This window comes from Sphingobium sp. FW305-3-2-15-F-TSA7 (assembly GCF_058787155.1).
In genome coordinates, this window is record NZ_JBYSZM010000026.1 from 42,787 (window position 1) to 65,122 (window position 22,336).

Annotated in this window: 23 protein-coding genes and 1 tRNA gene; 16 read left to right on the forward strand and 8 right to left on the reverse strand. The window is 64.3% G+C overall.

Features of this window, described 5'->3' with window-relative positions; translation table 11 throughout:
* Window positions 1-2: 2 nt before the first annotated feature.
* The 5 genes from AC3WN8_RS19865 to AC3WN8_RS19885 all read left to right on the forward strand — a co-directional run bounded on the left by AC3WN8_RS19865 (window position 3) and on the right by AC3WN8_RS19885 (window position 4,401).
* Entirely contained in the window at window positions 3-467 is a 465-nt protein-coding gene (locus AC3WN8_RS19865; protein WP_492671211.1) for a GNAT family N-acetyltransferase, read from the forward strand.
* A gap of 163 nt (window positions 468-630) precedes the next feature.
* Window positions 631-1,083, forward strand: coding sequence for a MaoC family dehydratase (locus tag AC3WN8_RS19870; RefSeq protein WP_492671212.1), 453 nt, complete (start codon window positions 631-633; stop codon window positions 1,081-1,083).
* 133 nt (window positions 1,084-1,216) lie between these two features.
* Entirely contained in the window at window positions 1,217-2,062 is an 846-nt protein-coding gene (locus tag AC3WN8_RS19875; RefSeq protein WP_492671213.1) for an HpcH/HpaI aldolase/citrate lyase family protein, read from the forward strand.
* Window positions 2,063-2,177: 115 nt separating this feature from the next.
* On the forward strand, window positions 2,178-2,933 hold the full coding sequence (locus AC3WN8_RS19880) for a prepilin peptidase (protein WP_492671214.1): 756 nt from the start codon (window positions 2,178-2,180) through the stop codon (window positions 2,931-2,933).
* Window positions 2,934-2,949: 16 nt separating this feature from the next.
* Complete coding sequence (locus AC3WN8_RS19885; RefSeq protein WP_492671255.1) at window positions 2,950-4,401, forward strand: coniferyl aldehyde dehydrogenase; 1,452 nt, start codon at window positions 2,950-2,952, stop codon at window positions 4,399-4,401.
* A gap of 131 nt (window positions 4,402-4,532) precedes the next feature.
* Here AC3WN8_RS19885 and AC3WN8_RS19890 read toward each other — a convergent pair whose 3' ends face one another.
* Window positions 4,533-4,991 (reverse strand): hypothetical protein, encoded by a 459-nt coding sequence (locus AC3WN8_RS19890; RefSeq protein WP_492671215.1) that lies wholly within the window; start codon window positions 4,989-4,991, stop codon window positions 4,533-4,535.
* Between the two features lie 223 nt (window positions 4,992-5,214).
* Between AC3WN8_RS19890 and AC3WN8_RS19895 the strand changes: the two genes are divergently transcribed.
* Together AC3WN8_RS19895 and AC3WN8_RS19900 are read left to right on the forward strand one after the other, a co-directional pair.
* Window positions 5,215-6,402, forward strand: a complete 1,188-nt coding sequence (locus AC3WN8_RS19895) for an AI-2E family transporter (RefSeq protein ID WP_492671216.1) — start codon at window positions 5,215-5,217, stop codon at window positions 6,400-6,402.
* Window positions 6,403-6,454: 52 nt separating this feature from the next.
* Window positions 6,455-6,531, forward strand: a tRNA-Asp gene (locus tag AC3WN8_RS19900).
* Window positions 6,532-7,253: 722 nt separating this feature from the next.
* On the opposite strand, the gene AC3WN8_RS19905 is transcribed toward AC3WN8_RS19900, so the two are convergent.
* From AC3WN8_RS19905 to AC3WN8_RS19920, 4 genes are all read right to left on the reverse strand, one after another.
* Complete coding sequence (locus AC3WN8_RS19905) at window positions 7,254-7,466, reverse strand: DUF2842 domain-containing protein (RefSeq protein WP_492671217.1); 213 nt, start codon at window positions 7,464-7,466, stop codon at window positions 7,254-7,256.
* Complete coding sequence (locus AC3WN8_RS19910; RefSeq protein WP_492671218.1) at window positions 7,463-8,026, reverse strand: 5-formyltetrahydrofolate cyclo-ligase; 564 nt, start codon at window positions 8,024-8,026, stop codon at window positions 7,463-7,465. Before AC3WN8_RS19910 ends, AC3WN8_RS19905 begins: the two co-directional genes overlap by 4 nt.
* A 183-nt stretch (window positions 8,027-8,209) precedes the next feature.
* A complete protein-coding gene (zapA, locus tag AC3WN8_RS19915; protein ID WP_492671219.1) occupies window positions 8,210-8,563 on the reverse strand; it encodes a cell division protein ZapA in 354 nt (117 codons plus the stop codon).
* A 4-nt stretch (window positions 8,564-8,567) separates the two neighbouring features.
* Complete coding sequence (locus tag AC3WN8_RS19920) at window positions 8,568-8,744, reverse strand: hypothetical protein (RefSeq protein ID WP_492671220.1); 177 nt, start codon at window positions 8,742-8,744, stop codon at window positions 8,568-8,570.
* 200 nt (window positions 8,745-8,944) lie between these two features.
* Between AC3WN8_RS19920 and tkt the strand changes: the two genes are divergently transcribed.
* The 5 genes from tkt to AC3WN8_RS19945 all read left to right on the forward strand — a co-directional run bounded on the left by tkt (window position 8,945) and on the right by AC3WN8_RS19945 (window position 14,684).
* Complete coding sequence (gene tkt, locus AC3WN8_RS19925) at window positions 8,945-10,918, forward strand: transketolase (RefSeq protein WP_492671221.1); 1,974 nt, start codon at window positions 8,945-8,947, stop codon at window positions 10,916-10,918.
* A 48-nt stretch (window positions 10,919-10,966) separates the two neighbouring features.
* On the forward strand, window positions 10,967-11,977 hold the full coding sequence (gene gap, locus AC3WN8_RS19930; RefSeq protein WP_492671222.1) for a type I glyceraldehyde-3-phosphate dehydrogenase: 1,011 nt from the start codon (window positions 10,967-10,969) through the stop codon (window positions 11,975-11,977).
* Window positions 11,978-11,979: 2 nt separating this feature from the next.
* The gene (locus AC3WN8_RS19935) at window positions 11,980-12,447 is read left to right on the forward strand and encodes an MOSC domain-containing protein (RefSeq protein ID WP_492671223.1); all 468 of its coding nucleotides are present in this window, start codon (window positions 11,980-11,982) and stop codon (window positions 12,445-12,447) included.
* Window positions 12,447-13,646, forward strand: coding sequence for a phosphoglycerate kinase (locus AC3WN8_RS19940; RefSeq protein WP_492671224.1), 1,200 nt, complete (start codon window positions 12,447-12,449; stop codon window positions 13,644-13,646). Before AC3WN8_RS19935 ends, AC3WN8_RS19940 begins: the two co-directional genes overlap by 1 nt.
* A 132-nt stretch (window positions 13,647-13,778) precedes the next feature.
* The gene (locus AC3WN8_RS19945; protein WP_492671225.1) at window positions 13,779-14,684 is read left to right on the forward strand and encodes a fructose bisphosphate aldolase; all 906 of its coding nucleotides are present in this window, start codon (window positions 13,779-13,781) and stop codon (window positions 14,682-14,684) included.
* A gap of 55 nt (window positions 14,685-14,739) precedes the next feature.
* Here the strand turns inward: AC3WN8_RS19945 and AC3WN8_RS19950 are convergent, their stop codons facing one another.
* The gene (locus tag AC3WN8_RS19950; protein WP_492671226.1) at window positions 14,740-15,114 is read right to left on the reverse strand and encodes a hypothetical protein; all 375 of its coding nucleotides are present in this window, start codon (window positions 15,112-15,114) and stop codon (window positions 14,740-14,742) included.
* A gap of 85 nt (window positions 15,115-15,199) precedes the next feature.
* On the opposite strand from AC3WN8_RS19950, the gene thiE reads away from it, so the two are divergent.
* Window positions 15,200-15,883, forward strand: a complete 684-nt coding sequence (thiE, locus tag AC3WN8_RS19955) for a thiamine phosphate synthase (RefSeq protein ID WP_492671227.1) — start codon at window positions 15,200-15,202, stop codon at window positions 15,881-15,883.
* A gap of 45 nt (window positions 15,884-15,928) precedes the next feature.
* Here thiE and AC3WN8_RS19960 read toward each other — a convergent pair whose 3' ends face one another.
* Both AC3WN8_RS19960 and AC3WN8_RS19965 read right to left on the reverse strand, forming a co-directional pair.
* Window positions 15,929-16,195 (reverse strand): hypothetical protein, encoded by a 267-nt coding sequence (locus tag AC3WN8_RS19960; protein ID WP_492671228.1) that lies wholly within the window; start codon window positions 16,193-16,195, stop codon window positions 15,929-15,931.
* Window positions 16,196-16,305: 110 nt separating this feature from the next.
* On the reverse strand, window positions 16,306-16,788 hold the full coding sequence (locus AC3WN8_RS19965) for a peroxiredoxin (protein WP_492671229.1): 483 nt from the start codon (window positions 16,786-16,788) through the stop codon (window positions 16,306-16,308).
* A 93-nt stretch (window positions 16,789-16,881) separates the two neighbouring features.
* Here AC3WN8_RS19965 and AC3WN8_RS19970 point away from each other — a divergent pair, with 93 nt between their 5' ends.
* The 3 genes from AC3WN8_RS19970 (at window position 16,882) to AC3WN8_RS19980 (ending at window position 22,250) form a co-directional block, all read left to right on the forward strand.
* Window positions 16,882-17,442: a YqgE/AlgH family protein gene (locus AC3WN8_RS19970; protein WP_492671230.1), complete on the forward strand. Its 561-nt coding sequence runs from the start codon at window positions 16,882-16,884 to the stop codon at window positions 17,440-17,442.
* A 109-nt stretch (window positions 17,443-17,551) separates the two neighbouring features.
* On the forward strand, window positions 17,552-18,961 hold the full coding sequence (gene ahcY / locus AC3WN8_RS19975) for an adenosylhomocysteinase (RefSeq protein ID WP_492671231.1): 1,410 nt from the start codon (window positions 17,552-17,554) through the stop codon (window positions 18,959-18,961).
* A 193-nt stretch (window positions 18,962-19,154) separates the two neighbouring features.
* Window positions 19,155-22,250, forward strand: a complete 3,096-nt coding sequence (locus tag AC3WN8_RS19980) for a TonB-dependent receptor domain-containing protein (RefSeq protein WP_492671232.1) — start codon at window positions 19,155-19,157, stop codon at window positions 22,248-22,250.
* Window positions 22,251-22,336: the final 86 nt, after the last annotated feature.

Below are 22,336 nucleotides of genomic sequence, written 5' to 3' on the forward strand. Positions count from 1 at the left end.
ACATGGCCGGCGCGCTTCTTATGCGGGAAGCGGTTCGGGACGATCTGCCCGCGATCGTCGCACTGTTGGCCGATGACGCGAACGGTGCGTTGCGGGAAGATGCGCGGCTGCCGCTCGATCCCGGCTATGAAGCCGCCTTCGATGCGATCGCGTCCTTGCCCAACCAGGACCTGATCGTCGCCGAACGCGACGGACAGGTGATCGGCACGATGCAGCTCAGCTATCTGCCCGGCCTTTCCTATCGCGGGCGCTGGCGCGGGCAGGTCGAGGCGGTCCGCATCGCCAACGCCCCGCGCGGCCAGGGGCTGGGCAGCATCATGATCGCATGGGCGGTCGAGCGCTGCCGGGCACGCGGTTGCGGCATGGTCCAGCTCACATCGATGCGGAACAGGCCGGAGGCGCACCGCTTCTACGAGCGCCTGGGCTGGGAGAGGAGCCATTACGGCTTCAAATTGACTCTCGACTGACCCAAGGTTTGATGAGCGACGATTCGTCGAACCTTGGCAAAGCCCGCGCGGCGCTTGAGCGAGCCGATCTCGGATGCGTCAGCATCTTCGAGATCGCGCAAGAATGTTGAACCCTGCGCGCGCCAATTCTACGGACGCGCCGTAACGCTGAGGACTGACAGCAATGGCCGGACGATATTTCGACGAATGGTTGGTGGGCGACCGGATCGAGCACGAGATCCGCCGCACCGTCACCGAGACCGACAATCTGCTCTTCTCGACCATGACGCATAATCCGCAGCCGCTGCACCTGGACGTGGAAGCCGCAAAGGCGAGCCCGTTCGGCCAGATCCTGGTCAATGGTACCTTCACTTTCGCGCTGATGGTCGGCCTGTCGGTGGGCGACACCACATTGGGCACGCTTGTCGCCAATCTCGGCTATGACAAGGTGACGATGCCCAAGCCCGTCTTTATCGGCGACACGATGCGCGCGACCTCGCTGGTCGAAGAAGTCCGCGGCAGCCGTTCGCATGCCGATGCCGGCATCGTCACCTTCCTGCACGAACTGATCAACCAGCGCGACGAAGTCGTCTGTCGCTGCCTGCGCGCGGCCCTGCTTCGGAAGAAGCCGGCATGAGCCATCCCATTCCGTTCGTGTCGAGCGAAGTCGAGACACCCGTTCGAGCGAAGCCGAGAACGTTGAGCCTCGGCTTCGCTCGGCATAGTCCCTCGACTTCGCTCGGGACAAACGGTGGTGGAGGAACTGAATCATGAGATTGCGCTCGCTGCTCTTCGTGCCCGGCGACCGGCCGGAGCGTATGGAAAAGGCGCTGGACATGAGCGCCGACGCACTGATCCTCGATCTCGAAGATGCGGTTGCCGCCACCCGCAAGGACGAGGCGCGCGCGGCCATTCGCGCTTTTCTCGATCGCGACCGCATCGTGCCGCTGTTCGTGCGGATCAATCCGCTCGATTCGGGAATGGCCGATGACGATCTCGCCGCGGTGCTGCCCGGAAAGCCCGATGGCATCATGCTGCCCAAGGCGGAAGGAGCCGCGTCGCTCAAGGAGCTAGATTCCAAGCTCGACTGGGCGGGGGCGGACGGATGCCGCATCCTGCCCATCGCCAGCGAGACGGCCGCCGCGATCTTCCAGATGGGCACCTATGGCGGCGTCACGACGCGGCTTGCCGGGCTGACCTGGGGGGCGGAGGATTTGCCCGCCGCGATCGGCGCGTCCACCTCGCGTGAGGAGGATGGCAGCTATACGCCGCCCTATCAGCTGGCACGGTCGTTGACCTTGTTCGGCGCGGCTGCCGCGGGCGTTGCGCCGATCGAGACGGTCTATCCCGCATTCAAGGATCTCGACGGGCTCGCCGCCTATGCCGCGCGCGCGCGGCGCGACGGCTTTACCGGCATGATGGCGATCCATCCGACGCAGATCCCGGTGATCAATGCCGCTTTCACGCCGAGCGAGGCCGAAGTGGCGCATGCCCGCGCGGTGATCGCAGCATTCGCGGCGAACCCGGATGCAGGCGCATTGTCGCTCGACGGCAAGATGATCGACAGGCCGCATGTGAAGCAGGCCGAGCGGATCGTTGCGCAGGCGGGCGGGTAGGTGTTGATCGGCCGTTCCGAGACACGTCACCCCAGCGAAAGCTGGGGGCTCCCGACAGAATGGGCGCGATCTGGTTGGCAGACCCCAGCTTTCGCTGGGGTGACGCGCTAGGGCTATGTCAGAAGACTGGCTGCCATTGGCCGGCTTCGCGCTCGGCGCGATTTTCGGCAGCTTCATCGCGGTGCTCGTCACGCGCTGGCCGCGCGGCCAGTCGACAGGCGGTCGCTCTGGCTGCGAATCCTGTGGCCGGGTGCTCGGGCCGCTCGAACTGGTGCCGCTGCTGAGCTTCCTCGTGCAGCAGGGGCGCTGCAAGGGATGCGGCGCCCGGATCGACGGCCGACTGATCGCAATCGAGCTGGCGGCGGCACTGATCGGCGCCAGTGCCCTGTTCGTCTCGCCCGATCTGGTCGGCCTGTCCGGTGCGATCTTCGGCTGGTTCCTGCTCGCGCTCGCCGTGCTCGATGTCGAGCATTTCTGGCTGCCCGATCATCTGACCCTGCCGCTGATGGCGATCGGTATCGTCGCCGCGGCGCTGCTCCAGCCCGATCAGGCCTATGCGCGGATCATCGGTGCGCTTGCCGGCTATGTCGGATTGTCGCTGATTGCCTGGACCTACAAGACGCTGCGCCGTCGCGAGGGGCTGGGCGGCGGCGATCCCAAATTGCTGGCCGGGATCGGCGCCTGGCTCGGCTGGCAGGCATTGCCGTTCGTGTTGCTGCTCGCCTGTCTCGCCGGGCTGGCGACAGTGCTGGGGCACAGGGCGCGGGGCGGGGTGGTGACGGGATCGACGCGCATCGCGCTTGGCGCGCTTCTCGCCATCGCTGCTTGGCCACTCTGGCTGCTGTGGCAGGGTAGCGCCCCGATGCTTTGATTCGACAAGATCGGCGATCCGCGTCAAACTCAGTCCCAAATCGAAACGGGAGTGGGCGATGCAGGCGGTTCTTGAGGCGCAACGCGCGGCATTCATGGCCGAGCTGCCGGTCTCGATCGCAGTGCGCAAGGACCGGCTGAAACGCTGCATCGCGCTGCTTGTCGAAAACAGCGATGCCCTGTGCGACGCGCTGTCCGACGATTTCGGCCATCGCAGCCGCGAACAATCGATGATCACCGATATCGTCGCGTCGATCCGCGCGCTCAAACATGCCATCCGCCATGTCGATGGCTGGGCCCGCCCCGAAAAGCGCAAGCTCGACTTTCCGCTTGGCCTGCTCGGTGCCCGCGCGCGCGTCGAATATCAGCCAAAGGGCGTGATCGGCGTGATCGCACCGTGGAACTTCCCGGTGCAACTGACCATGGGGCCGATCGGTGGCGCATTTGCCGCGGGCAACCGCGTCATGGTCAAATCCTCGGAATATACGCCGGGCGTCGCCGCGCTGCTCGAAGACCTTGCACCGCGCTATTTCCAGCCGACCGAACTGGCCTTTTTCTCGGGCGGTCCGGAGGTTGGAAAAGCGTTCTCGGCGCTTCCCTTCGACCATCTTATATTCACCGGCGCGACGGCGGTCGGCCGCCATATCCTGCACGCCGCCGCCGACAGCCTGACGCCCGTCACGCTCGAACTGGGGGGCAAATCGCCGACGATCATCGGGCGCGGCGCCGATATCGCCCAGGCGTCGGAGCGAATCGCGCTCGGCAAGATGCTCAATGCCGGCCAGATCTGCCTGGCGCCCGATTATCTGCTCGTGCCCGAGGACAAGGAAGCGGCGATGGTCGAGGGCATCTGCGCCGCCGCATCGTCGCTTTATCCCAGCTTGCTGGCCAATCCCGACTATACGTCGGTGGTGAATGGCCGGCATGTGACCCGGCTCAAGGGGTATCTGGACGATGCCCGCGCCAAGGGCGCCGAGGTGATCGAGGTCAATCCGGCCAATGAGGATTTCGCCGCGTCGAACGGGCAGAAGATGCCGCTCCATATCGTCCGAAATGTCAGCGACGATATGGCGGTGATGCAGGAGGAGATTTTCGGGCCGATCCTGCCGGTGAAGACCTATCGCGAGGTCGGCGAGGCGATCGATTACGTCAACGCGCATGACCGGCCGCTCGGCCTTTATTATTTCGGCACCGACGGGGCCGAGGAGCGGACCGTGCTCGACCGGACGATCTCGGGCGGGGTGACCGTCAACGACGTCATCTTCCACGTCTCGATGGAAGACCTGCCCTTTGGCGGCGTCGGCCCCTCGGGCATGGGCAGCTATCATGGCCAGGATGGTTTCCGGACCTTCAGCCATGCCAAGAGCGTCTATCGCCAGCCGAAGATCGATGTCGCGAAACTGGCCGGCCTCAAGCCGCCCTATGGCAAGGGCGCGAGAGCCGCGATCGCGCGCGATTTGAAAAAATAGGGCGCAATATCCACCCGGATGTCGCTCCAGCGAAAGCTGGAGCCTATGCAGGCTTTCAAGCGCACCGATGCTGGATGCATCGCATGGGCTCCAGCTTTCGCTGGAGCGACGGCATTTGTCCTACCGTTCGCTTACCGCACGACCCCGCGGAACATCAGCCGCCCGGCGCTGCCGGTGGCGGGATTGAGTGTCCAGCGGACATGAGTGACGTCCTCGGGCCGCGCGCTTCGGATGCTGCCGTCGCGTTCGGTGACCTTCAATTGGCTGAGTTGTCCCCAGCGTCGACCGCCATCGATGGAAACCACCGCGCTGGGATCCGAGGTGCCCTGATAGGCGACGGCCGCGGGCATCGGGTTGGTCACGACGAAATCGCCGATCGAGCGCGTGCCGACGCTGCGATAATTGAGCATGAAGACCAGCCGGTCGCCCGGCGACATTCGCCCCGGCGGTTCCAGCACGACGCGGTTGCGGCCCTGGGTGCCTGTCGACGTCTTCTCAACGAACACCGTGCTCGTGAGCGACACCGGATCGGCCGCCAGCGCGGTGCCGGGAACGATCAGGCCAAGGGCAAACAGAAAGGGCTTCTTCATGCGGTCTCCGTCGATCGATACTCAATCGGTGGACGGCGCGCGTGCGGATGCGGCGGGCGCAGGGCCCGCGGCGATCCGGTCAGACTTCGAAATCCCCCGTGGGGCGAACCCCAGAACCGGGATGCCAGAAATTGGAAAACAAAGGATTAACCCTGTTATCACCCCAACTTCGCCGCCGAGTTCGCTGATGACAGCGCGGATGCGCAGGGCTAGGTTTCGGGGGATGGAGAGCAGGGAGAAAAACCAGCAGAATGAAGGCGTCGAAACGCCGCATGGTCACCCTCATCGCGTGGATTGGCATCGCGACCGGCTGCTTGCCGCGCTGACGCTGATCGCCGGGATCGGCCTGTTGCTGGGGCTGCCCTTCGCATTGCGCGCCGGATCCGAATTCTTCCTGCCCGTCACCGCTTCGCTGGTGATCGCGATCGCGATGGTGCCAGGGCTCGAATGGCTGCAACGCCGCGGCCTGCCTTCGTCGCTGGCGGCTTTGTTGTGCGTGCTGCTGTTCCTGGTCGCCGCGAATCTCGTGCTTGTCTCGATCGTCGTGCCGGCCGCCGAATGGTTCCGCGTGCTGCCCGAACGAATCGGCCTGATTCAGGCGAATCTTGCGCCGCTGATCGATTTCTATTCGAATCTGCAGCGCTTCATCGACGACAGCATCGCGATGATCGCGAGCGGCCCGGTGGCGGCGGCGCAGACCGTGGCGGTCACGGCGCCACGCTCGCTGCTCGATCTGGTCGCGACGTCCGCGCCATATGCGCTGATCCAGATGTTCTTCGCGCTGCTGCTGATCTATTTTTTCCTCGCCGGATGGACGCGCCTGCGTGAGCGCACCATCACCAGCCGCGGCAGTTTCGACGGCGCGCTCGCGACGGCGCGGGTGATCCAGAATCTGGTCGACGCGACATCGGCCTATCTCGGGACGATCACCGCGATCAATCTGGTGCTCGGCCTGTGCGTCGCGCTCGCGCTCTATCTGGTCGGCATGCCGTCGCCGCTGATGTGGGGCGGTATCGTCGCGCTGCTCAACTACATTCCCTATCTCGGACCGATTCTGGCGGCGCTGCTGCTCGCCATGGGCGGACTGATGACCTTTTCGGATCTGTGGTGGGCATTGCTGCCGGCGGTCATCCAGATTCTGTTCCACCTGATTGAGGCCAATGTGATCACGCCGATGGTGGTGGGGCGGCGCCTCACGATCAATCCTCTGCTGATTCTGATCTCGTTGAGCTTCTGGGGATGGGTGTGGGGCACGCCCGGCGCATTGCTGGCCGTGCCTTTGCTGATCATCGTCAAGACGGTGATGGCCGCCGCCGGACGCCCGGATATCGCGGGTTTCCTGTTCGAGGAAGGCACGCTGACCCATGCCGAAGACGAGGTTCAGGAGGTCTATCCAACAAGCTCTGTTTGAGGCGCTTGACAGGTACCGATGCCTCGCCTAGTTGCCACGCCTCACCGCGCAAGCGGGTGTAGCTCAGTTGGTTAGAGCGCCGGCCTGTCACGCCGGAGGTCGCGGGTTCGAGCCCCGTCACTCGCGCCACCTTTTCAAGGACTTATGAAAAGGTTTGGCGCAGTCCGCCGGGGTGAGGATACCCCGGACAAGCATCAGTCAGACACGAGACCGCAGAGCGGCCCGTCACGCGATCGACCGTGGATTTCGTTCGCTAGGGTCTGATCCAGCTGGGTCGACTTGAGCCGCGTCATTCCCGCGTTCGCGCATTGGTGTCCGGGATTCTGGAAAGATGGCGGCCCGGCGATTCGGACAGATGCGACCTCATCTTTAGCGCTCTTCTGAACCCGCACATCCTGAGGAAAGACTGAGTAGCTGCGCAGCAGCGTATCGAAGGCTTGTCTCGAAGGACGCTGGATGCATGGTGCGTCCTTCGAGGCACCGTTTCGCCAGGCTCAACGGTTCCTCAGGATGTGCGGGTCTGTGGGTGTGCCGGGAATATGGACGGCAAATCCTGTCTCAACACCCGGTGACCCCGTGCATCCCCCGGAGCTATCAGGCTTCATGCTGCAGACCCGCAACAAATCCCGGACACCTGTGCGCTTTCTCGGGAATGACAGTGCAAAGGAAGCCTCGATCCGGGCGAATCAATATCTAGAGCAAGCTGCGCGAAATGTGAATCGCGCGGCTTGCTCTAGCTATTTGTGATCGCATCGTTTTTGCGGAAAACCGGTTCCCGCTTTTCCGCACGATGCTCTAGGCACTGGTTCTGATCGTGAGCCGACCAGTGAGGCCGGCCATCTCGAAGGCGCTCAATCGCGCCAGCGGCCGAGTTCCATCCAGCGCAGCATGCGTCGCATCGGAAAGATCCACAGCCAGGCAAGGCCCATGGCGAGGAACGCGATTCCCTGTGCCCAGACGGGCAGGGCGACGGCCTCGACCAATGTGACGGTGATCACGCACCACAGGACCAGGATCAGCAGGATCAGCAGCATTCCGACAGGCTTGCGCCAGCTTGGTGTCATGTCGGTGGTCCAATCCATTCCAGTTCGGTGACGATCGCGTGGAGCGGCACATCCCATGGATCGGTCGGGATTGCATCCATTTCCTGGCATGCCCAGGCAATGCCGATTCGCCGCGCATGGGGCGTTTCCGCAAAATAGCGATCGTAGAATCCGGCACCCTGGCCGAGCCGGCCGAGTGTGCGATCGAATCCGACGAGCGGTGCGAGAATCAGGTCCGGGACGACGCCGACGTCGGTGTCGGGCTGTGCCAGCCCGGCCCAACCGGCTGTCAGCGCGTCGCCGGGGCGCCATGGCGCGAAGTGCATGGCACTATCGCGGGCGGTGACGATGGGCAGCGCGGTGGCGCGACCGAGCGCCGCGGCGCGTTCGAGCGCGGCCTGTACGGGAAATTCGCTGCCGAGCGGCATATAGCCCGCGACGCATCGTGCCTGCGCGATCTCCCCTTCGAGCAGCCGTGCGACCGCGTCGGCGGCGGTCATGCGATCCGAATCGTCGAGCGCCGCGACAAACGAATCGCGTCGCGCGCGCAATGCTGCGCGGATCGGCCGTTTATCGGTCATTGGGGCTGGAGTGGTTGGCGGGACCACCGTGACCGTTTGCCGGAATATCCTCTGACGCCGTTAACGTCAGGTGGGGACCATATAAGACAGACCTGGATCTGCTCAGGGACAGCCCCCATGGATGGATAATCGCCTCAGGGATGTTCAAAGGCTCGTATCGGGCAGTGCCCGCCACTTTCCAATCTAGGGATTGCCGGGATCACCCTCAAGCCTTTCCGCCAGACTTTCGAGCCGGGCGGCGAGCTTTTCGATGATCGGCGCGAAATCCGGCTGATAAATGGCCGGTTTCTGTGGCTCGGCCGCCAGCGGGGCGGGGTGGGCGGCGGCAGGCGCTGCGCCCTTGTCGTTGAGTTCGTCGGCCAGCAGCAGCGCCGCGAGCAGCAATTGCCGCGTTTCGTTGATGCCGCCGACCGCGCGCTCGGCGTCCTGCGCCTTGGCGTCGACAAGCCCGGCGATGCGGCGAAGATGCTCTTCTTCGCCGTCGCGACAATGAACGGAGTAGCTGCGCCCCCCGATCTGGATCGATACTTCGGCCATCCCCTCAGCCTTTCGCGATGATTCCGTCGAGTGCGGCGATCGCGGCCTCCACGCGCGTCTTGAGCCGATCGTGCCGATCCTGCAGCGAACGATGGGCGCTTTCGTCCACCATGTTCGTTTCGATGGCGGGCACGGCGGGACTGACGGCGGACGCCTCGACCCGCGCCAGCGCCCGTTCCATCCGTCCTATTGCGAGGATAAGCCGGTCTTCTGACATTCTGTGTGAAATACCACGGCTGCGCCGGGGAGCAAGTGTGGCAGAAACATGACAGGCGGCCGGCCCCGGCAGGTTGACGCCTCGGCGCTCAGCAGACAAAGGAACCGCGCGGCGCGACTCGGCGTCTGCGCCATCGACCCTTTCCGGGCCCATCGGGGAAAATCATGACTGTCTCGCCTCGCGAACTCGCCAACGCCATCCGGGCGCTGTCGATGGATGCCGTGCAGGCGGCGAATTCCGGCCATCCCGGCATGCCGATGGGCATGGCGGACGTCGCGACGGTGCTGTTCACCCGCTATCTCAAGTTCGATCCGCAAGCGCCCAAATGGGCGGACCGCGACCGGTTCGTGCTGTCGGCGGGCCATGGCTCGATGCTGGCCTATTCGCTGCTCCATCTCACCGGTTACGCGCGTCCCACGCTCGACGACATCCGCAATTTCCGCCAGCTCGGCAGCCCTTGCGCGGGGCATCCCGAGAATTTCGAGCTGGCCGGGATCGAGACGACCACCGGGCCGCTGGGCCAGGGGCTCGCGACCGCGGTGGGCATGGCGCTGGCCGAACGGCATTTGAACGCCGGCTTTGGCGACGATGTCGTCGATCATCACACCTGGGTGATCGCCGGCGACGGCTGCCTGATGGAAGGAATCAATCACGAAGCGGTCGGCCTTGCCGGTCATCTTGGCCTGGGCCGCCTGATCGTGCTGTGGGACGATAATCGCATCACCATCGACGGTGCGGTGAACCTGTCGTCGAGCGAGGACGTGCAGGCGCGCTACGACGCATCGGGCTGGCACACCGTCGCGTGCGACGGCCATGACATGGACGATATTGCGCGCGCTTTCGATGCCGCGCTCGCCGATCCGCGTCCGTCGCTGGTCCGCTGCCGCACCATTATCGGCAAAGGCGCGCCTAACAAGCAGGGCACCTCTGCCACCCATGGCAGTCCGCTGGGTGCCGAGGAAATCGCGGCCGCGCGCGAGACTCTGGGCTGGAGCTGGCCGCCTTTCGAAGTGCCGCAAGACATTCGCGACGAATGGCTGAAGGCCGGCGTACGCGGCGCCGATGCGCGCACGGCGTGGGAAGGCCGCCTGGCCGGCCATGCCGATCGCGGCGAGTTCGAACGGCGCATGGCGGGCATCCTGCCCGAAGGCGCTGCGATCAAGACCTATATCGATGGCCTGATCGCCGATCCCAAGACCGTCGCGACGCGCAAGGCGTCCGAAATGGCGCTGGAGGCGATCAACGCCGTCGTACCGGAAACGATCGGCGGTTCGGCGGATCTCACCGGATCCAACAACACCAAGACCAAGTCAACGGGCCCGCTGACCCGCGACGATTATTCGGGCCGCTATGTCTATTACGGCATTCGCGAGTTCGGCATGTCCGCGGCGATGAACGGCATGGCGCTGCATGGCGGCGTCATTCCCTATGGCGGCACTTTCCTGGTCTTTTCCGATTATTGCCGGCCGGCGATCCGGCTGTCGGCGCTCCAGCAGATCCGCGTCGTCTATGTGATGACGCATGATTCGATCGGTCTCGGCGAAGACGGCCCGACCCATCAGCCGGTCGAGCATGTGATGTCGCTGCGCCTCATCCCCAATCTCGACGTGTATCGCCCGTGCGATGTGGTCGAGACCGCCGAATGCTGGGCGCTCTCGCTCGAAAAGGCCGACGGTCCGTCGCTGCTCGCACTGACCCGCCAGAATCTGCCGCAGCTCCGCACCGATGCGCGCGAGAATTACAGCGCAAAGGGCGCGTACCGGCTCGTCGCGGCCGAGGCCGCGCGCCGCGTGGTGCTCATCGCCAGCGGTTCGGAAGTCGAGATAGCGGTCGCGGTGCGCACGGCGCTCGAAGCCCAGGGCATCGGCGCAGACGTCGTCTCGATGCCATGCTGGTCGCGTTTCGATGCGCAGCCGGCCGAGTATCGCCGCGACGTGCTGCCCGACGGCGTGCTGCGCGTTTCGATCGAGGCGGGCTCCACCATGGGGTGGGAACGCTACACGGGAATTGACGGGCTGCGCTTCGGCATGGAGAGCTTCGGCGCCTCCGCACCTGCGGAAGTGCTGTACGACCATTTCGGGCTGACCGCGCCCAAGATCGCGCCGCAAATCCTGGCGGCGCTCAACGACCGAGCATGATGTTCACCGGCCCCAGCGGCCGGGCGGGTCTTCAACGAGGAGTATGACATGGCAGTCAAGGTTGCGATCAACGGTTTCGGACGCATCGGACGCCTGGTGGCACGCGCGATCCTCGAGCGTGGCGGCGGCGAGCTCGAACTGGTTGCGATCAACGACCTGGCGGACGCCAAGTCGAACGCGCAGCTGTTCAAGCGCGATTCGGTCCATGGCCCCTATCCGGGCACCGTCGAAGTCGACGGCAACGACATCGTCGTCGATGGCAAGCGCATCCGCGTCACCGCCGAACGCGATCCGGCGAACCTGCCGCACGCCGATCTGGGCGTCGATATCGCGCTGGAATGCACCGGTTTCTTCACCGACCGCGAAAGCGCGCAGAAGCATCTCGATGCCGGCGCCAAGCGCGTGCTGATCTCGGCGCCCGCCAAGGGCGTCGACCTGACCGTCGTCTATGGCGTGAACAACGACAAGCTGACCGCCGAGCACACCATCGTCTCGAACGCGTCGTGCACGACCAACTGCCTGGCGCCCGTCGCCAAGGTGCTCAACGATTCGATCGGCATCGAACGCGGTCTGATGACGACGATCCACGCCTATACCAACGATCAGAAGATCCTCGACCAGATCCACAGCGATCCGCGCCGTGCGCGTGCCGCCGCGATGTCGATGATCCCGACTACCACCGGCGCCGCGCGTGCGGTGGGTGAGGTGCTGCCCGAACTGAAGGGCAAGCTCGACGGATCTTCGGTCCGCGTGCCGACGCCCAACGTCTCGCTGGTCGACCTGACCTTCACGCCGAGCCGCGACACCACGCGCGACGAGGTCAATGCGATCCTCAAGGCGGCGTCGGAGAGTGGCCCGCTCAAGGGCATTCTCGCCTTCACCGACGAGCCCCTGGTCTCGATCGACCTCAACCACAACCCCGCAAGCTCGACCGTCGATAGCCTCGAGACTGCGGTGATCGAGGGCAAGCTGGTCCGCGTCGTTTCCTGGTACGACAATGAATGGGGCTTCTCCAACCGCATGGTTGACACCGCGACCGCGATGGCGGCGCTGATCTGACGATGGCCGGCCGCCTGCTGGGCATTGCGCGCCATGGGCGGCCGCGCGGACCGATCGAGACTGTGGAATCCGTCCATGTCTCGATCGATGGCGGAATTGACGGCGATTTCCGCGGGACGGTGAAGCCGGGCGGCAAGGGACGGCGACAAGTCTCGCTGATCCGCAAGGACGACTGGGCGGCCGCCAATGCCGAACTTGGCACCGAGATCGACTGGTTCGCGCGCCGCGCCAATCTGCTGGTCGAAGGCATCGCGCTGTTCGAAGCCGAAGGCGCGATCGTGCGGATCGGCGATGATCTGAAGCTGCTGATCACACAGGAATGCGATCCGTGCAGCCGCATGGACGAGATATCGCCAGGCTTGAAAACGGCATTGACGCCGGGCTGGCGCGGTGGTGCGCTGGCGCGCGTGATCGTCCCCGGAGAGATCCGGGTCGGCGACCCAATTGAAATCGAAATCGGAGACACATGATGGCGGCGTATCGGACGATGGACGAGATGGGCGACATCGCCGGCAAGCGCGTGCTTGTGCGTGAGGATCTGAACGTGCCCGTGGCCGATGGCCGTGTGACCGACGATACCCGGATGCGTGCGACGCTGCCCACCGTGACTGAGCTTGCCGATCGCGGGGCGATCGTCCTGGTCCTGGCGCATTTCGGACGGCCCAAGGGGCAGATCCACCCGACCATGTCGTTGGCGCTGCTGACGCGCGCCTATGCTGGGGTGCTTGGCCGCGAAGTCCGCTTCATCCCCGATTGCCAGGGTGAGATCGCCCAGTCCGCCGTGGCGGGCATGAATCCGGGCGAGATCGCGATCCTCGAAAATACGCGCTTCCACGCCGGCGAAGAGAAGAACGATCCCGAGCTGGTCGCTGGCATGGCCGCGCTCGGCGACTTCTACGTCAACGACGCTTTCTCCGCGGCGCACCGCGCCCATGCCTCGACCGAGGGGCTGGCACGCGCCTTGCCCGCCTTTGCCGGACGCCAGATGGAGGCCGAGCTCGACGCGCTCGGCAAGGCGCTGGGCAATCCCGAGCATCCGGTGGCTGCGGTCGTCGGTGGCGCCAAGGTTTCGACCAAGCTCGACGTGCTGCGCCATCTGGTCGCCAAGGTCGATCACCTGATCATCGGCGGCGGCATGGCCAATACCTTCCTGGCCGCGCGCGGCGTCGATGTCGGCAAGTCGCTGTGCGAGCACGATCTGACCGGCACCGCTGAGGAGATCCTCGACGCGGCGGACAAGGCGAACTGCACCGTCCATCTGCCCTATGACGTCGTCGTCGCGACCCAGTTCGCACCCAATCCGCCGACGCGCACCGTCAATGTCCACGAAGTCGCTGCCGACGAGATGATCCTCGACGTCGGCCCTGCCGCGGTCGAGGCGCTCGCGGATGTGCTCAAGACCTGCCGGACCCTGGTGTGGAACGGCCCGATGGGCGCGTTCGAAACCCCGCCTTTCGACACCGCGACCGTCGCGCTGGCGCGTACCGCCGCCGCGCTCACCAAGGAAGGCTCGCTGGTGTCGGTCGCCGGGGGCGGGGACACCGTCGCCGCGCTCAACCATGCAGGCGTCGCCGGGGATTTCACATTCGTATCGACCGCCGGTGGCGCTTTCCTCGAATGGATGGAGGGCAAGGTGCTGCCCGGCGTGGCGGCGCTCTCGCCGCGTTGAGACTCTTTTCAGGCGTTCGTCGATAAGGCGAATGCCCGTGCTGGCGCGGCCGCTCGTCGCGCGGTCGTTGCCGATGCCGATTCGCGCGGCTATCAGCCGCGGCAGACTCGTTTGTACGATAGAGGATAATTCATGCAGACCTCCGAAATGACCACCCGGATCGCTCAGGGGCAGGGCTTTATCGCCGCGCTCGACCAGAGCGGCGGATCGACCCCCAAGGCACTGAAGGGCTATGGCGTCGAAGAGGGGGCGTGGTCGACCGACGAGGAGATGTTCGGCCTGATCCACGCCATGCGCAGCCGCATCATCACCTCGCCCTGCTTCAATGGTGAGAAGGTGCTCGGCGCGATCCTGTTCGAACGCACGATGGACGGCCAGGTCGATGGCAAGCCGACCCCTCAGGCGCTGATCGAGCGCGGCGTGGTGCCGTTCATCAAGATCGACAAGGGGCTGGAGGACGAGAAGAACGGCGTCCAGCTGATGAAGCCGATGCCCGAGCTCGACGTGCTGCTCGCCCGTGCCAAGAGCCTTGGCGTGTTCGGCACCAAGGAACGTTCGGTGATCAACCTCGCCAACCGCGAAGGCATCGCCGCAATCGTGGCGCAGCAGTTCGAAGTCGCGCAGCAGGTGCTCGCTGGCGGCCTCGTGCCGATGATCGAGCCCGAAGTGAACATCAAGAGCGCCGAGCGCGCGGGCGCCGACCAGATCCTGCTCGAGGAGACCCTCAAGGCGCTGGACGCGATGCCGGGCGACGACAAGGTGATGCTCAAGCTCTCGATCCCGGAAAAGGCCGGCCTGTTCGATCCGCTGGTCGATCATCCGCGCGTGCTGCGCGTCGTCGCGCTTTCGGGTGGCTTTGCGCGTCCCGAGGCATGCGTCGAGCTCGCGAAGAATCGCGGCATGATCGCGAGCTTCAGCCGCGCGCTGCTGCAGGATCTGCGCCACCAGATGAGCGACGACGAATTTGACGGCTCGCTGGGCGGCGCGATCGACGAGATCCACCGCGCCTCGACCGAGAAGTCGCTCGTCGCGGCCTGATGGGCCCCGGGCTCGCCGGCCTTATGCCGGCGGGCTCTCCCGGCGCGGGAATTGCTTAGAATCCGCCGTCGAATTTGAAGGTGAAGCGATAGTCGCGCGGCTTGATCCGCTTGATATATTTCCCCGGCGCGACCGAGACGAGCGTCAGCGCGCCGTCCGCCACCTGCACGGGTTTGCCCGGGACCAGGTCGAACGTGCGTTTCCATCGGCCGCCGCGCACCGTGGCGCGCAGCACCACGCGTCCGGCCCAGACACAGTCCGCATTTGCGGGACAGCGGCTGTCCTCGATCACGCGTTCGGGCCGTACCGTGATGCCGTCGACATAGACCGACTGCCCCAGCCGGGCCGGCCCTTCATGCGGTCGCGCGGATGCGCTGGTCGCGCAGAGGGCGAGCAGCGGCAGGACGGAGAGGCGAAGCATCATGGTCATGCCCCACTCTCTACAGCGCGTGCCTGAGCGGCATGTGAACGCGATACGGCTTCCGCAAAGCGCGCCGGCACGATAGGGCGGCGGGATGGAAGAAAACGACATCGTACTGGATCCCGGTTTTGCGTCGCGCTTCGAGCGCGATCAGCGGCGGCCGCCTTGCCAGCTCTATCTGATCTCGCCGCTCGATGTCGGCGGGAACTTCCCCGAACGCCTCGCGCGTGCACTGGATGCCGGGCCGGTTGCCGCCTTCCAGTTCCGCGTGAAGGATATCGATCAGCATGCGGCGACGCGCCTGGCCGAACCGCTGCAACGCATCTGCGCGGATCGCGACGTCGCTTTCATCGTCAATGACAGTGTCAGCCTGGCCAAGCGGATCGGCGCCGACGGTGTGCATCTGGGGCAGGGGGACGGCGATGCACGCGATGCGCGCACCGAACTCGGCCCATCGGTCCAGATCGGCGTGACCTGCCATGACAGCCGTCATCTGGCGATGGAGGCCGGAGAGGCGGGCGTCGACTATGTCGCGTTCGGGGCTTTCTATCCCACTGCGACCAAGGAGACGCGGCATCGCCCCGATCCGTCGATCCTGAGCTGGTGGACGACTCTGTTCGAGCTGCCATGCGTCGCGATCGGCGGAATCACCCCCGAAAATGCGCCTCCACTCATTGCGGCCGGCGCCGACTTCCTGGCCGTCAGCGGGGCAATCTGGAACGTCGCCGGCGGAGAAGCCGACGCGATCAAGGCATTTGAAGCGGTTCTGAAGCGGTAACGCGCTTACGAAGCCGGAGCTCGAACCCCGGCTTCGCACATCACGTCATTTGGTCGATTTTGGGGATTTGGCCGATGTGGAGCCGGCCCCGTTCGAGCGTTGGCTGAGCTTCGTCGCGCCATAGGCTGTCGCCGCCGCGGCAGCGACGACGCCTGCACCGACGGCCGCCGCGGTCCAGGGATTTTCCTTCGCGGCGTTCACGGCAGTGTCGAGATATTCCTTGCCCTTTTCGAGCACGGCATCGAACTGCGAATGATCTTGCGCAACCGCGCCGGAGGATGTGTCGAGCGTACCGGTTTCTATCGTCGCCATGGCGTGTCTCCCATCTGGAACTGCACCGGCCTCAACGCACCGGTTCGCTGAAATGTCCCTGCCGCGCGATGGGCGGTTGCCGATTTACGGCAGGGACCTTTCGGATGGAATTATAGCTGGCCGAGCATGTGTTCGGCGGAGCTCACCCGATATTCGCCGGGTGCTTCGATGTTCAGTTCCTCGACGACGCCGTCATTGACGATCATCGAGAAACGCTGGCCGCGCTGACCCAGGCCGAACTTGGAGCCGTCCATTTCGAGACCCACGGCCTTGGCGAAATCGCCATTGCCGTCGGCGAGCATCGTCACGGCATTGTCGGCGCCTGCCGACTTGCTCCACGCGCCCATCACGAACGCGTCGTTGACGGCGGTGCAGGCAATGGCGTCGACGCCCTTCGCCTTCAGCTCTTCGGCCTTTTCGACATAGCTCGGCAGGTGCCGGGCGGAGCAGGTCGGCGTGAAAGCGCCGGGAACCGAGAAGAGCGCGACCTTGCGGCCCTTGAAGAAGCCGTTGGTGTCGACCTGTTCCAGGCCCTGTTCGCCGGGAATGGTGAAGTTGACATCGGGAAGCGTGTCGCCGGGCTTGATCGTCATCGCATGTTCTCCTTGGCAAATAGGTTCCGAAAACCGGCGGGGCGTTCAGCACCCGCATTGGCCGGTCGCCGCCAGCGCTCTATAGGGTGCGACATGGATATGCCAGCCTATCTCTCGGGTCAGTTCCTGCTCGCGCTCCCCGGTATCGGCGATCCGCGATTCGAGCGGGCCGCGATCGCGATGTGCGCGCACGACGAAAACGGCGCGCTCGGAATCGGCCTTGGTGCGCTTGTCGAGGGGCTGGGCTTTCACGATCTGCTCCGCCAGTTCGAGATCGATCCCGGCGATGCGGAGGATCGGCCGATCCATCTGGGCGGGCCGGTCGAGCCTCGGCGCGGTTTCGTGCTGCACAGTCCCGATTGGGGCGGGCAGGACAGCGTCGACGTTGCCGGACAATGGGCGCTGTCGGGTACGATCGACGTGCTGCGCGCGATCGCCGAGGGCAGGGGGCCACGCCACTGGGTCGCAGCGCTCGGCTATGCCGGCTGGTCGCCCGGCCAGCTCGACGAGGAAATGACGCGCCATGGCTGGTTCGCGGTGCCGGCGACCGATGCGCTGCTGTTCGATCTGTCCGCCCGCCAGCGCTGGGCTGCGGGCTATGCATCGGCCGGCATCGACTCCAGCCTATTGTCTCCGATGAGCGGCCAGGCATGATATAAAGACATCTTTATATTTGCGTTTGAGGGGCGCCACGGCTATTTGGCCGGCGATCGGCCGCCTGTTTTCTTCGTACGCGCGGCCATATGACATCAGGAGATTTTTCGTGGCCACCGCACCTGTCGCCGACTTCAACGACTATGTCGTCAAGGACATCACGCTTGCCGATTTCGGCCGCGCGGAGATCAACATCGCCGAGACCGAGATGCCCGGACTGATGGCGCTGCGCTCGGAATATGGCGCCGCACAGCCGCTGAAGGGCGCGCGCATCACCGGCTCGCTGCACATGACGATCCAGACCGCCGTGCTGATCGAGACGCTGACCGCGCTCGGCGCCGACGTCCGCTGGGCGACCTGCAACATCTTCTCGACCCAGGATCACGCCGCCGCCGCCATCGCCGCGTCGGGCGTGCCGGTCTTCGCGATCAAGGGCGAGAGCCTGGCCGAATATTGGGACTATGTCGGCTCGATCTTCGATTGGGGCGACGAGACCTGCAACATGATCCTCGACGATGGCGGCGACGCCACCATGTTCGCGCTGTGGGGCGCGCGCATTGAGGCCGGCGCGACGCTGCCCGAGCCCGAGAATGACGAGGAAGTCGAGTTCCAGCGCGCATTGAAGGCGTTCGTCGTGCGCAAGCCCGGCTATCTGACCGCCACGGTCGAAGCGATCAAGGGCGTCTCGGAAGAGACCACGACCGGCGTCCATCGCCTCTACGCCATCGCCAAGAAGGGCGAACTGCCTTTCCCCGCGATCAACGTGAACGACAGCGTCACCAAGTCGAAGTTCGACAATCTCTATGGCTGCAAGGAATCGCTGGTCGACGCGATCCGTCGCGGCACCGACGTGATGCTGGCCGGCAAGGTCGCCTGCGTCGCCGGCTTCGGCGACGTCGGCAAGGGCTCGGCCGCGTCGCTGCGCAACGGCGGCGCGCGCGTGCTGGTGACCGAGGTCGATCCGATCTGCGCGCTGCAGGCCGCGATGGAAGGCTATGAGGTCGTGACGATGGAGGAAGCGGTGACCCGCGCCGACATCTTCTGCACCGCGACGGGCAATGCCGATGTGATCACCGCCGATCACATGAAGGGCATGAAGAACATGGCGATCGTCTGCAACATCGGCCATTTCGACAGCGAGATCCAGATCTCGGCGCTGTCCAACTATAAGTGGACCGAAGTGAAGCCGCAGGTCGACCTGGTCGAGTTCCCAGACGGCAAGCAGATCATCATCCTGTCCAAGGGCCGCCTGGTGAACCTGGGCAACGCCACCGGCCATCCCAGCTTCGTGATGTCGTCGAGCTTTACCAACCAGGTGCTCGCCCAGATCGAGCTGTGGAGCAACTCGAACGCGTATCAGAACGAAGTCTACGTCCTGCCCAAGCATCTCGACGAAAAGGTGGCGATGCTCCATCTGGAGAAGCTGGGCGTGAAGCTGACCACGCTGACCAAGAAGCAGGCCGACTATATCGGCGTGCCGGTCGAAGGTCCGTTCAAGCCGGATCACTACCGCTATTGATGGCAATACCGCCGTTCGCGGCGGGGCCTATTGCGCCGCAACAAAAAATGCCCGGCATGGCTTTCGCTATGCTGGGCATTTTTGTTGCAATTGAGCAACATGGTTTCCGCAATTGTGCGACCGGATCATTTTGTTGTTGGCGACGGCTTTTGGAGGACTAGTCTTTTCCTATCCTACTGGGAAGGATAACCATATGCTAAGCATTCATCAGCTTTCGCTGACTGCATCCGCTATTGCAATTGCACTCGTCGCTCAGCCGGTCCTCGCACAAGACTCGGCTCAGACACTTCCACAGACCGATCAAGAAGAAGCGAGCGGCGATAACGTCATCATCGTCACCGGTTCCCGTATCCGTCGCCCCAATTTCGACACCCCGTCGCCCGTGGCCGTCGTCACGCGTGATGAGCGGATCCTGGCCGGATCGACGTCCACGGCGGACGCGATCCAGGGTTCGACCGTCACGTCGGGCACGTCGCAGATCAACGGTTCCTTCCTCGGTTTCGTTTCCGAAGGCGGCCCGGCGGCCAACACGATCGGCCTTCGAGGCCTCAGTTCCTCACGGACATTGGTCCTGCTGAACGGCCGCCGGCTTGCACCGGCAGGCGCAGGGCCGCAACTCGTGTCCGCCGATCTGAACGTGCTGCCCAGCACGATCGTCGATCGAGTCGAAATATTGAAGGAAGGCGCTTCGGCGGTCTATGGTTCCGACGCCATCGCCGGTGTCGTGAACATCATCACCGATGCCAGGTTCGACGGTCTCTCGCTCGACGCCTTCACCAACCAGCCGATCCAGCATGGCGGCGGCGGCCGCAACTATCGTTTGTCGGCGACGGCCGGCAAGGTCTTCGATCGTGGCCATATCACCGCGGCGTTCGAATATCGCGAAACGACCGGCCTGCGCGTCGGCGACCGCAAGGCATTCGCATGCCCGCGCGATCTCTTCTTCAATCCGACGACGGGCGCGGAGGTCGGACAGAAGGATCCGGCAACCGGACAGCTTCAGTGCTTCCCCTACACGACCGGTGGCGGCACCGGCATCGCCAGCGGCTATGGCATCGCGCAGAGCTTCACCGTGCCCGCCAGTCGCCTCACCTATCGGAACGGCAACATCAACACGATCGCCGCCGTCAATGGCATCGATCGTGTCGGTCCGAGCCCGACTCAGTTGCGAGATCATCTCCTGTCGCCGATCCGGACCTATACCGGCTATCTGAATGCCGCGCATGAACTGGGTGTGCTCGGGGACGCCGAGATCTACGGCGAAGCGCTGTTCACTCGCCGCGAGTCCTTTCAGGACAACACTTATCAGCTCAATCTCAGCGGTGGTGGCCTTTCGGCGGACAACCAGATCTATGGTGGTAGCTATTACGGCACGCCGATCTCGGTCTATGGCTATCCGACCAGCCCGTTCTTCCCGAATTCGCTGGCGGCCGCGGGCTACAACATCTTTACGCCATTCATTGTCCCCACCCGGACGACGCGCAGTTCCCAGCGGGTCGACTTTGCCCGCGGCAATGTCGGCATCAAGGGCGATACGGGATTGGGGGATTGGCGCTACGACGCGAACTTCCAATATTCGTACACCCGTGCGCGTTACAGCGTGCAGCAGATCGACGTGACACGGTTGAACAACGTGCTTCAGACCGTCATCGCGCCGGCCGGCACGCCGGCGAACCTGATCACGATCGCGGAGCCGGGCCAGGCCGGCGCCGGCAATGCCTATACATGCGCGTCGAACGTCAGGAACGGGGCGATCATCGCCGGTGCGAGCTGCGTGCCGCTCAATCTCTACAGCCCCTCGATCCTGCTCAACGGACAGATTCCGGACAATGTGTTCGATTATCTGTGGACCCACCATGTCGGTCATACAACCTTCAAGCAGAAGACATTCTCGCTGAACTTCGATGGTACCTTGTTCGAGCTTCCGGCCGGCAAGGTCGGTGCGGCGATCGGCTACGAGCATCGCACCGATTTCATCAACGATCGTCCGTCCGCCGCGGCGCTGGCCGGTACGCTGTATAATTACAGCTCGGCGGGCAACACGCGCGGCAGCGACGTCGTCGATGAGGTCTATGGCGAGCTCAACATTCCGCTGCTCAAGGACAAGCCCTTCTTCTATCGTCTGGAGCTGGCGGCGTCGGGTCGTTATACCCACTACCGGTCGTACGGCGCGGAAACCACCTACCGCTTCAATGCGAACTGGGCGCCGATCGAAGAGATCCGGTTCCGCGGCAGCTATGGCACGTCATTCCGTGCGCCCAATCTCTACGAGCAGTTTGTTGCGGATCAGACGGGTTTCTATGGCGGTAACGTCGATCCGTGCAGCGGCTTCGGTGCGCTCGCTACGTCGTCCACGGTCTACAAGAATTGCCTGGCGGTGCTGACGCCCATTCTGGGCGCCAATGCGGTGGACTTCATCGCGACGTCCGGCCCGACGGTCACGACCAAGGGGGGCGCGGGCCTGTTGAAGGCGGAGCGTTCGCGCTCCTGGGGCGGTGGTGTGGTGCTGACTGCGCCGCGCACCGTCGCCGATCTCCAGCTTGCGGTCGATTATTTCGACGTGCTGGTGAGGGACGAAGTGACCGTGCTCAACAACCTCGTCCTGAACCGCTGCTATGAAGCCGACGATTTCGGGCCGAACAACCCCTATTGCGCGTTGATCAGTGCTCGCTTGCCCGCAAGCGATCCGCAGCGTGGCAATCTGGACGCGTTCGACAACCCGTATCTGAACGTGGCGCAGCAACGTGTGCGTGGCATCGATTTCGATCTGCGCTATGCGACCGATGCGTTTGGCGGCAAGTTCGTCGCGCACGCCCAGGCGACACGGATGATCAGGCAGATCTTCCAGCTGTTCGCCACCGACGATCCGGTGGACTATAACGGTACGCTCGGGGTTCAGGGGGCGGGTGCGGGGCCGAAATGGGTCGCTTCGCTCGATCTTCGCTACACATTGCCGTCTGACAAGGTGATCCTGCGTTACGGCGTGGATTATGTCGGACCGCAGGATTCGAGCGATGACGAACTGGCGGTGGCTCCGTTCCTAGGCCCGGTCGCGACCGATCTCCGCGCCGAAGCCTATTGGGAGCACAGCATTTCCGTCCAGTTCCGTTGGAAGGATATCGGCCAGGTGACCTTGGGCGTGACCAACCTGTTCAACACCAAGCCGCCGCGGATCAGTTCCTACCCGACGTCGGCGGGGCAGTTCACGCGCATCGGCAATTATTTCAACTCCAGCAATTACGATATTCTGGGACGGCAATTGTATATGAACGTCACCCGTACATTCTGATCGGGTCTTCGATCCGATACTTGCTCGGGCGGCGCCGATGCGCCGCCCGTCTTGTATGGAAACGATCAGGCTCTAGGATCGCCAGA

Bases quoted from the DNA above. Each gene is read 5' to 3' on its own strand.
- AC3WN8_RS19865 (WP_492671211.1), top strand. From the start codon at position 3: ATGGCCGGCGCGCTTCTTATGCGGGAAGCGGTTCGGGACGATCTGCCC.
- AC3WN8_RS19870 (WP_492671212.1), top strand. From the start codon at position 631: ATGGCCGGACGATATTTCGACGAATGGTTGGTGGGCGACCGGATCGAG.
- AC3WN8_RS19875 (WP_492671213.1), top strand. From the start codon at position 1,217: ATGAGATTGCGCTCGCTGCTCTTCGTGCCCGGCGACCGGCCGGAGCGT.
- AC3WN8_RS19880 (WP_492671214.1), top strand. From the start codon at position 2,178: ATGTCAGAAGACTGGCTGCCATTGGCCGGCTTCGCGCTCGGCGCGATT.
- AC3WN8_RS19890 (WP_492671215.1), bottom strand. From the start codon at position 4,991: ATGAAGAAGCCCTTTCTGTTTGCCCTTGGCCTGATCGTTCCCGGCACC.
- AC3WN8_RS19895 (WP_492671216.1), top strand. From the start codon at position 5,215: ATGGAGAGCAGGGAGAAAAACCAGCAGAATGAAGGCGTCGAAACGCCG.
- AC3WN8_RS19905 (WP_492671217.1), bottom strand. From the start codon at position 7,466: ATGACACCAAGCTGGCGCAAGCCTGTCGGAATGCTGCTGATCCTGCTG.
- AC3WN8_RS19910 (WP_492671218.1), bottom strand. From the start codon at position 8,026: ATGACCGATAAACGGCCGATCCGCGCAGCATTGCGCGCGCGACGCGAT.
- zapA (WP_492671219.1), bottom strand. From the start codon at position 8,563: ATGGCCGAAGTATCGATCCAGATCGGGGGGCGCAGCTACTCCGTTCAT.
- AC3WN8_RS19920 (WP_492671220.1), bottom strand. From the start codon at position 8,744: ATGGAACGGGCGCTGGCGCGGGTCGAGGCGTCCGCCGTCAGTCCCGCC.
- tkt (WP_492671221.1), top strand. From the start codon at position 8,945: ATGACTGTCTCGCCTCGCGAACTCGCCAACGCCATCCGGGCGCTGTCG.
- gap (WP_492671222.1), top strand. From the start codon at position 10,967: ATGGCAGTCAAGGTTGCGATCAACGGTTTCGGACGCATCGGACGCCTG.
- AC3WN8_RS19935 (WP_492671223.1), top strand. From the start codon at position 11,980: ATGGCCGGCCGCCTGCTGGGCATTGCGCGCCATGGGCGGCCGCGCGGA.
- AC3WN8_RS19940 (WP_492671224.1), top strand. From the start codon at position 12,447: ATGGCGGCGTATCGGACGATGGACGAGATGGGCGACATCGCCGGCAAG.
- AC3WN8_RS19945 (WP_492671225.1), top strand. From the start codon at position 13,779: ATGCAGACCTCCGAAATGACCACCCGGATCGCTCAGGGGCAGGGCTTT.
- AC3WN8_RS19950 (WP_492671226.1), bottom strand. From the start codon at position 15,114: ATGACCATGATGCTTCGCCTCTCCGTCCTGCCGCTGCTCGCCCTCTGC.
- thiE (WP_492671227.1), top strand. From the start codon at position 15,200: ATGGAAGAAAACGACATCGTACTGGATCCCGGTTTTGCGTCGCGCTTC.
- AC3WN8_RS19960 (WP_492671228.1), bottom strand. From the start codon at position 16,195: ATGGCGACGATAGAAACCGGTACGCTCGACACATCCTCCGGCGCGGTT.
- AC3WN8_RS19965 (WP_492671229.1), bottom strand. From the start codon at position 16,788: ATGACGATCAAGCCCGGCGACACGCTTCCCGATGTCAACTTCACCATT.
- AC3WN8_RS19970 (WP_492671230.1), top strand. From the start codon at position 16,882: ATGGATATGCCAGCCTATCTCTCGGGTCAGTTCCTGCTCGCGCTCCCC.
- AC3WN8_RS19980 (WP_492671232.1), top strand. From the start codon at position 19,155: ATGCTAAGCATTCATCAGCTTTCGCTGACTGCATCCGCTATTGCAATT.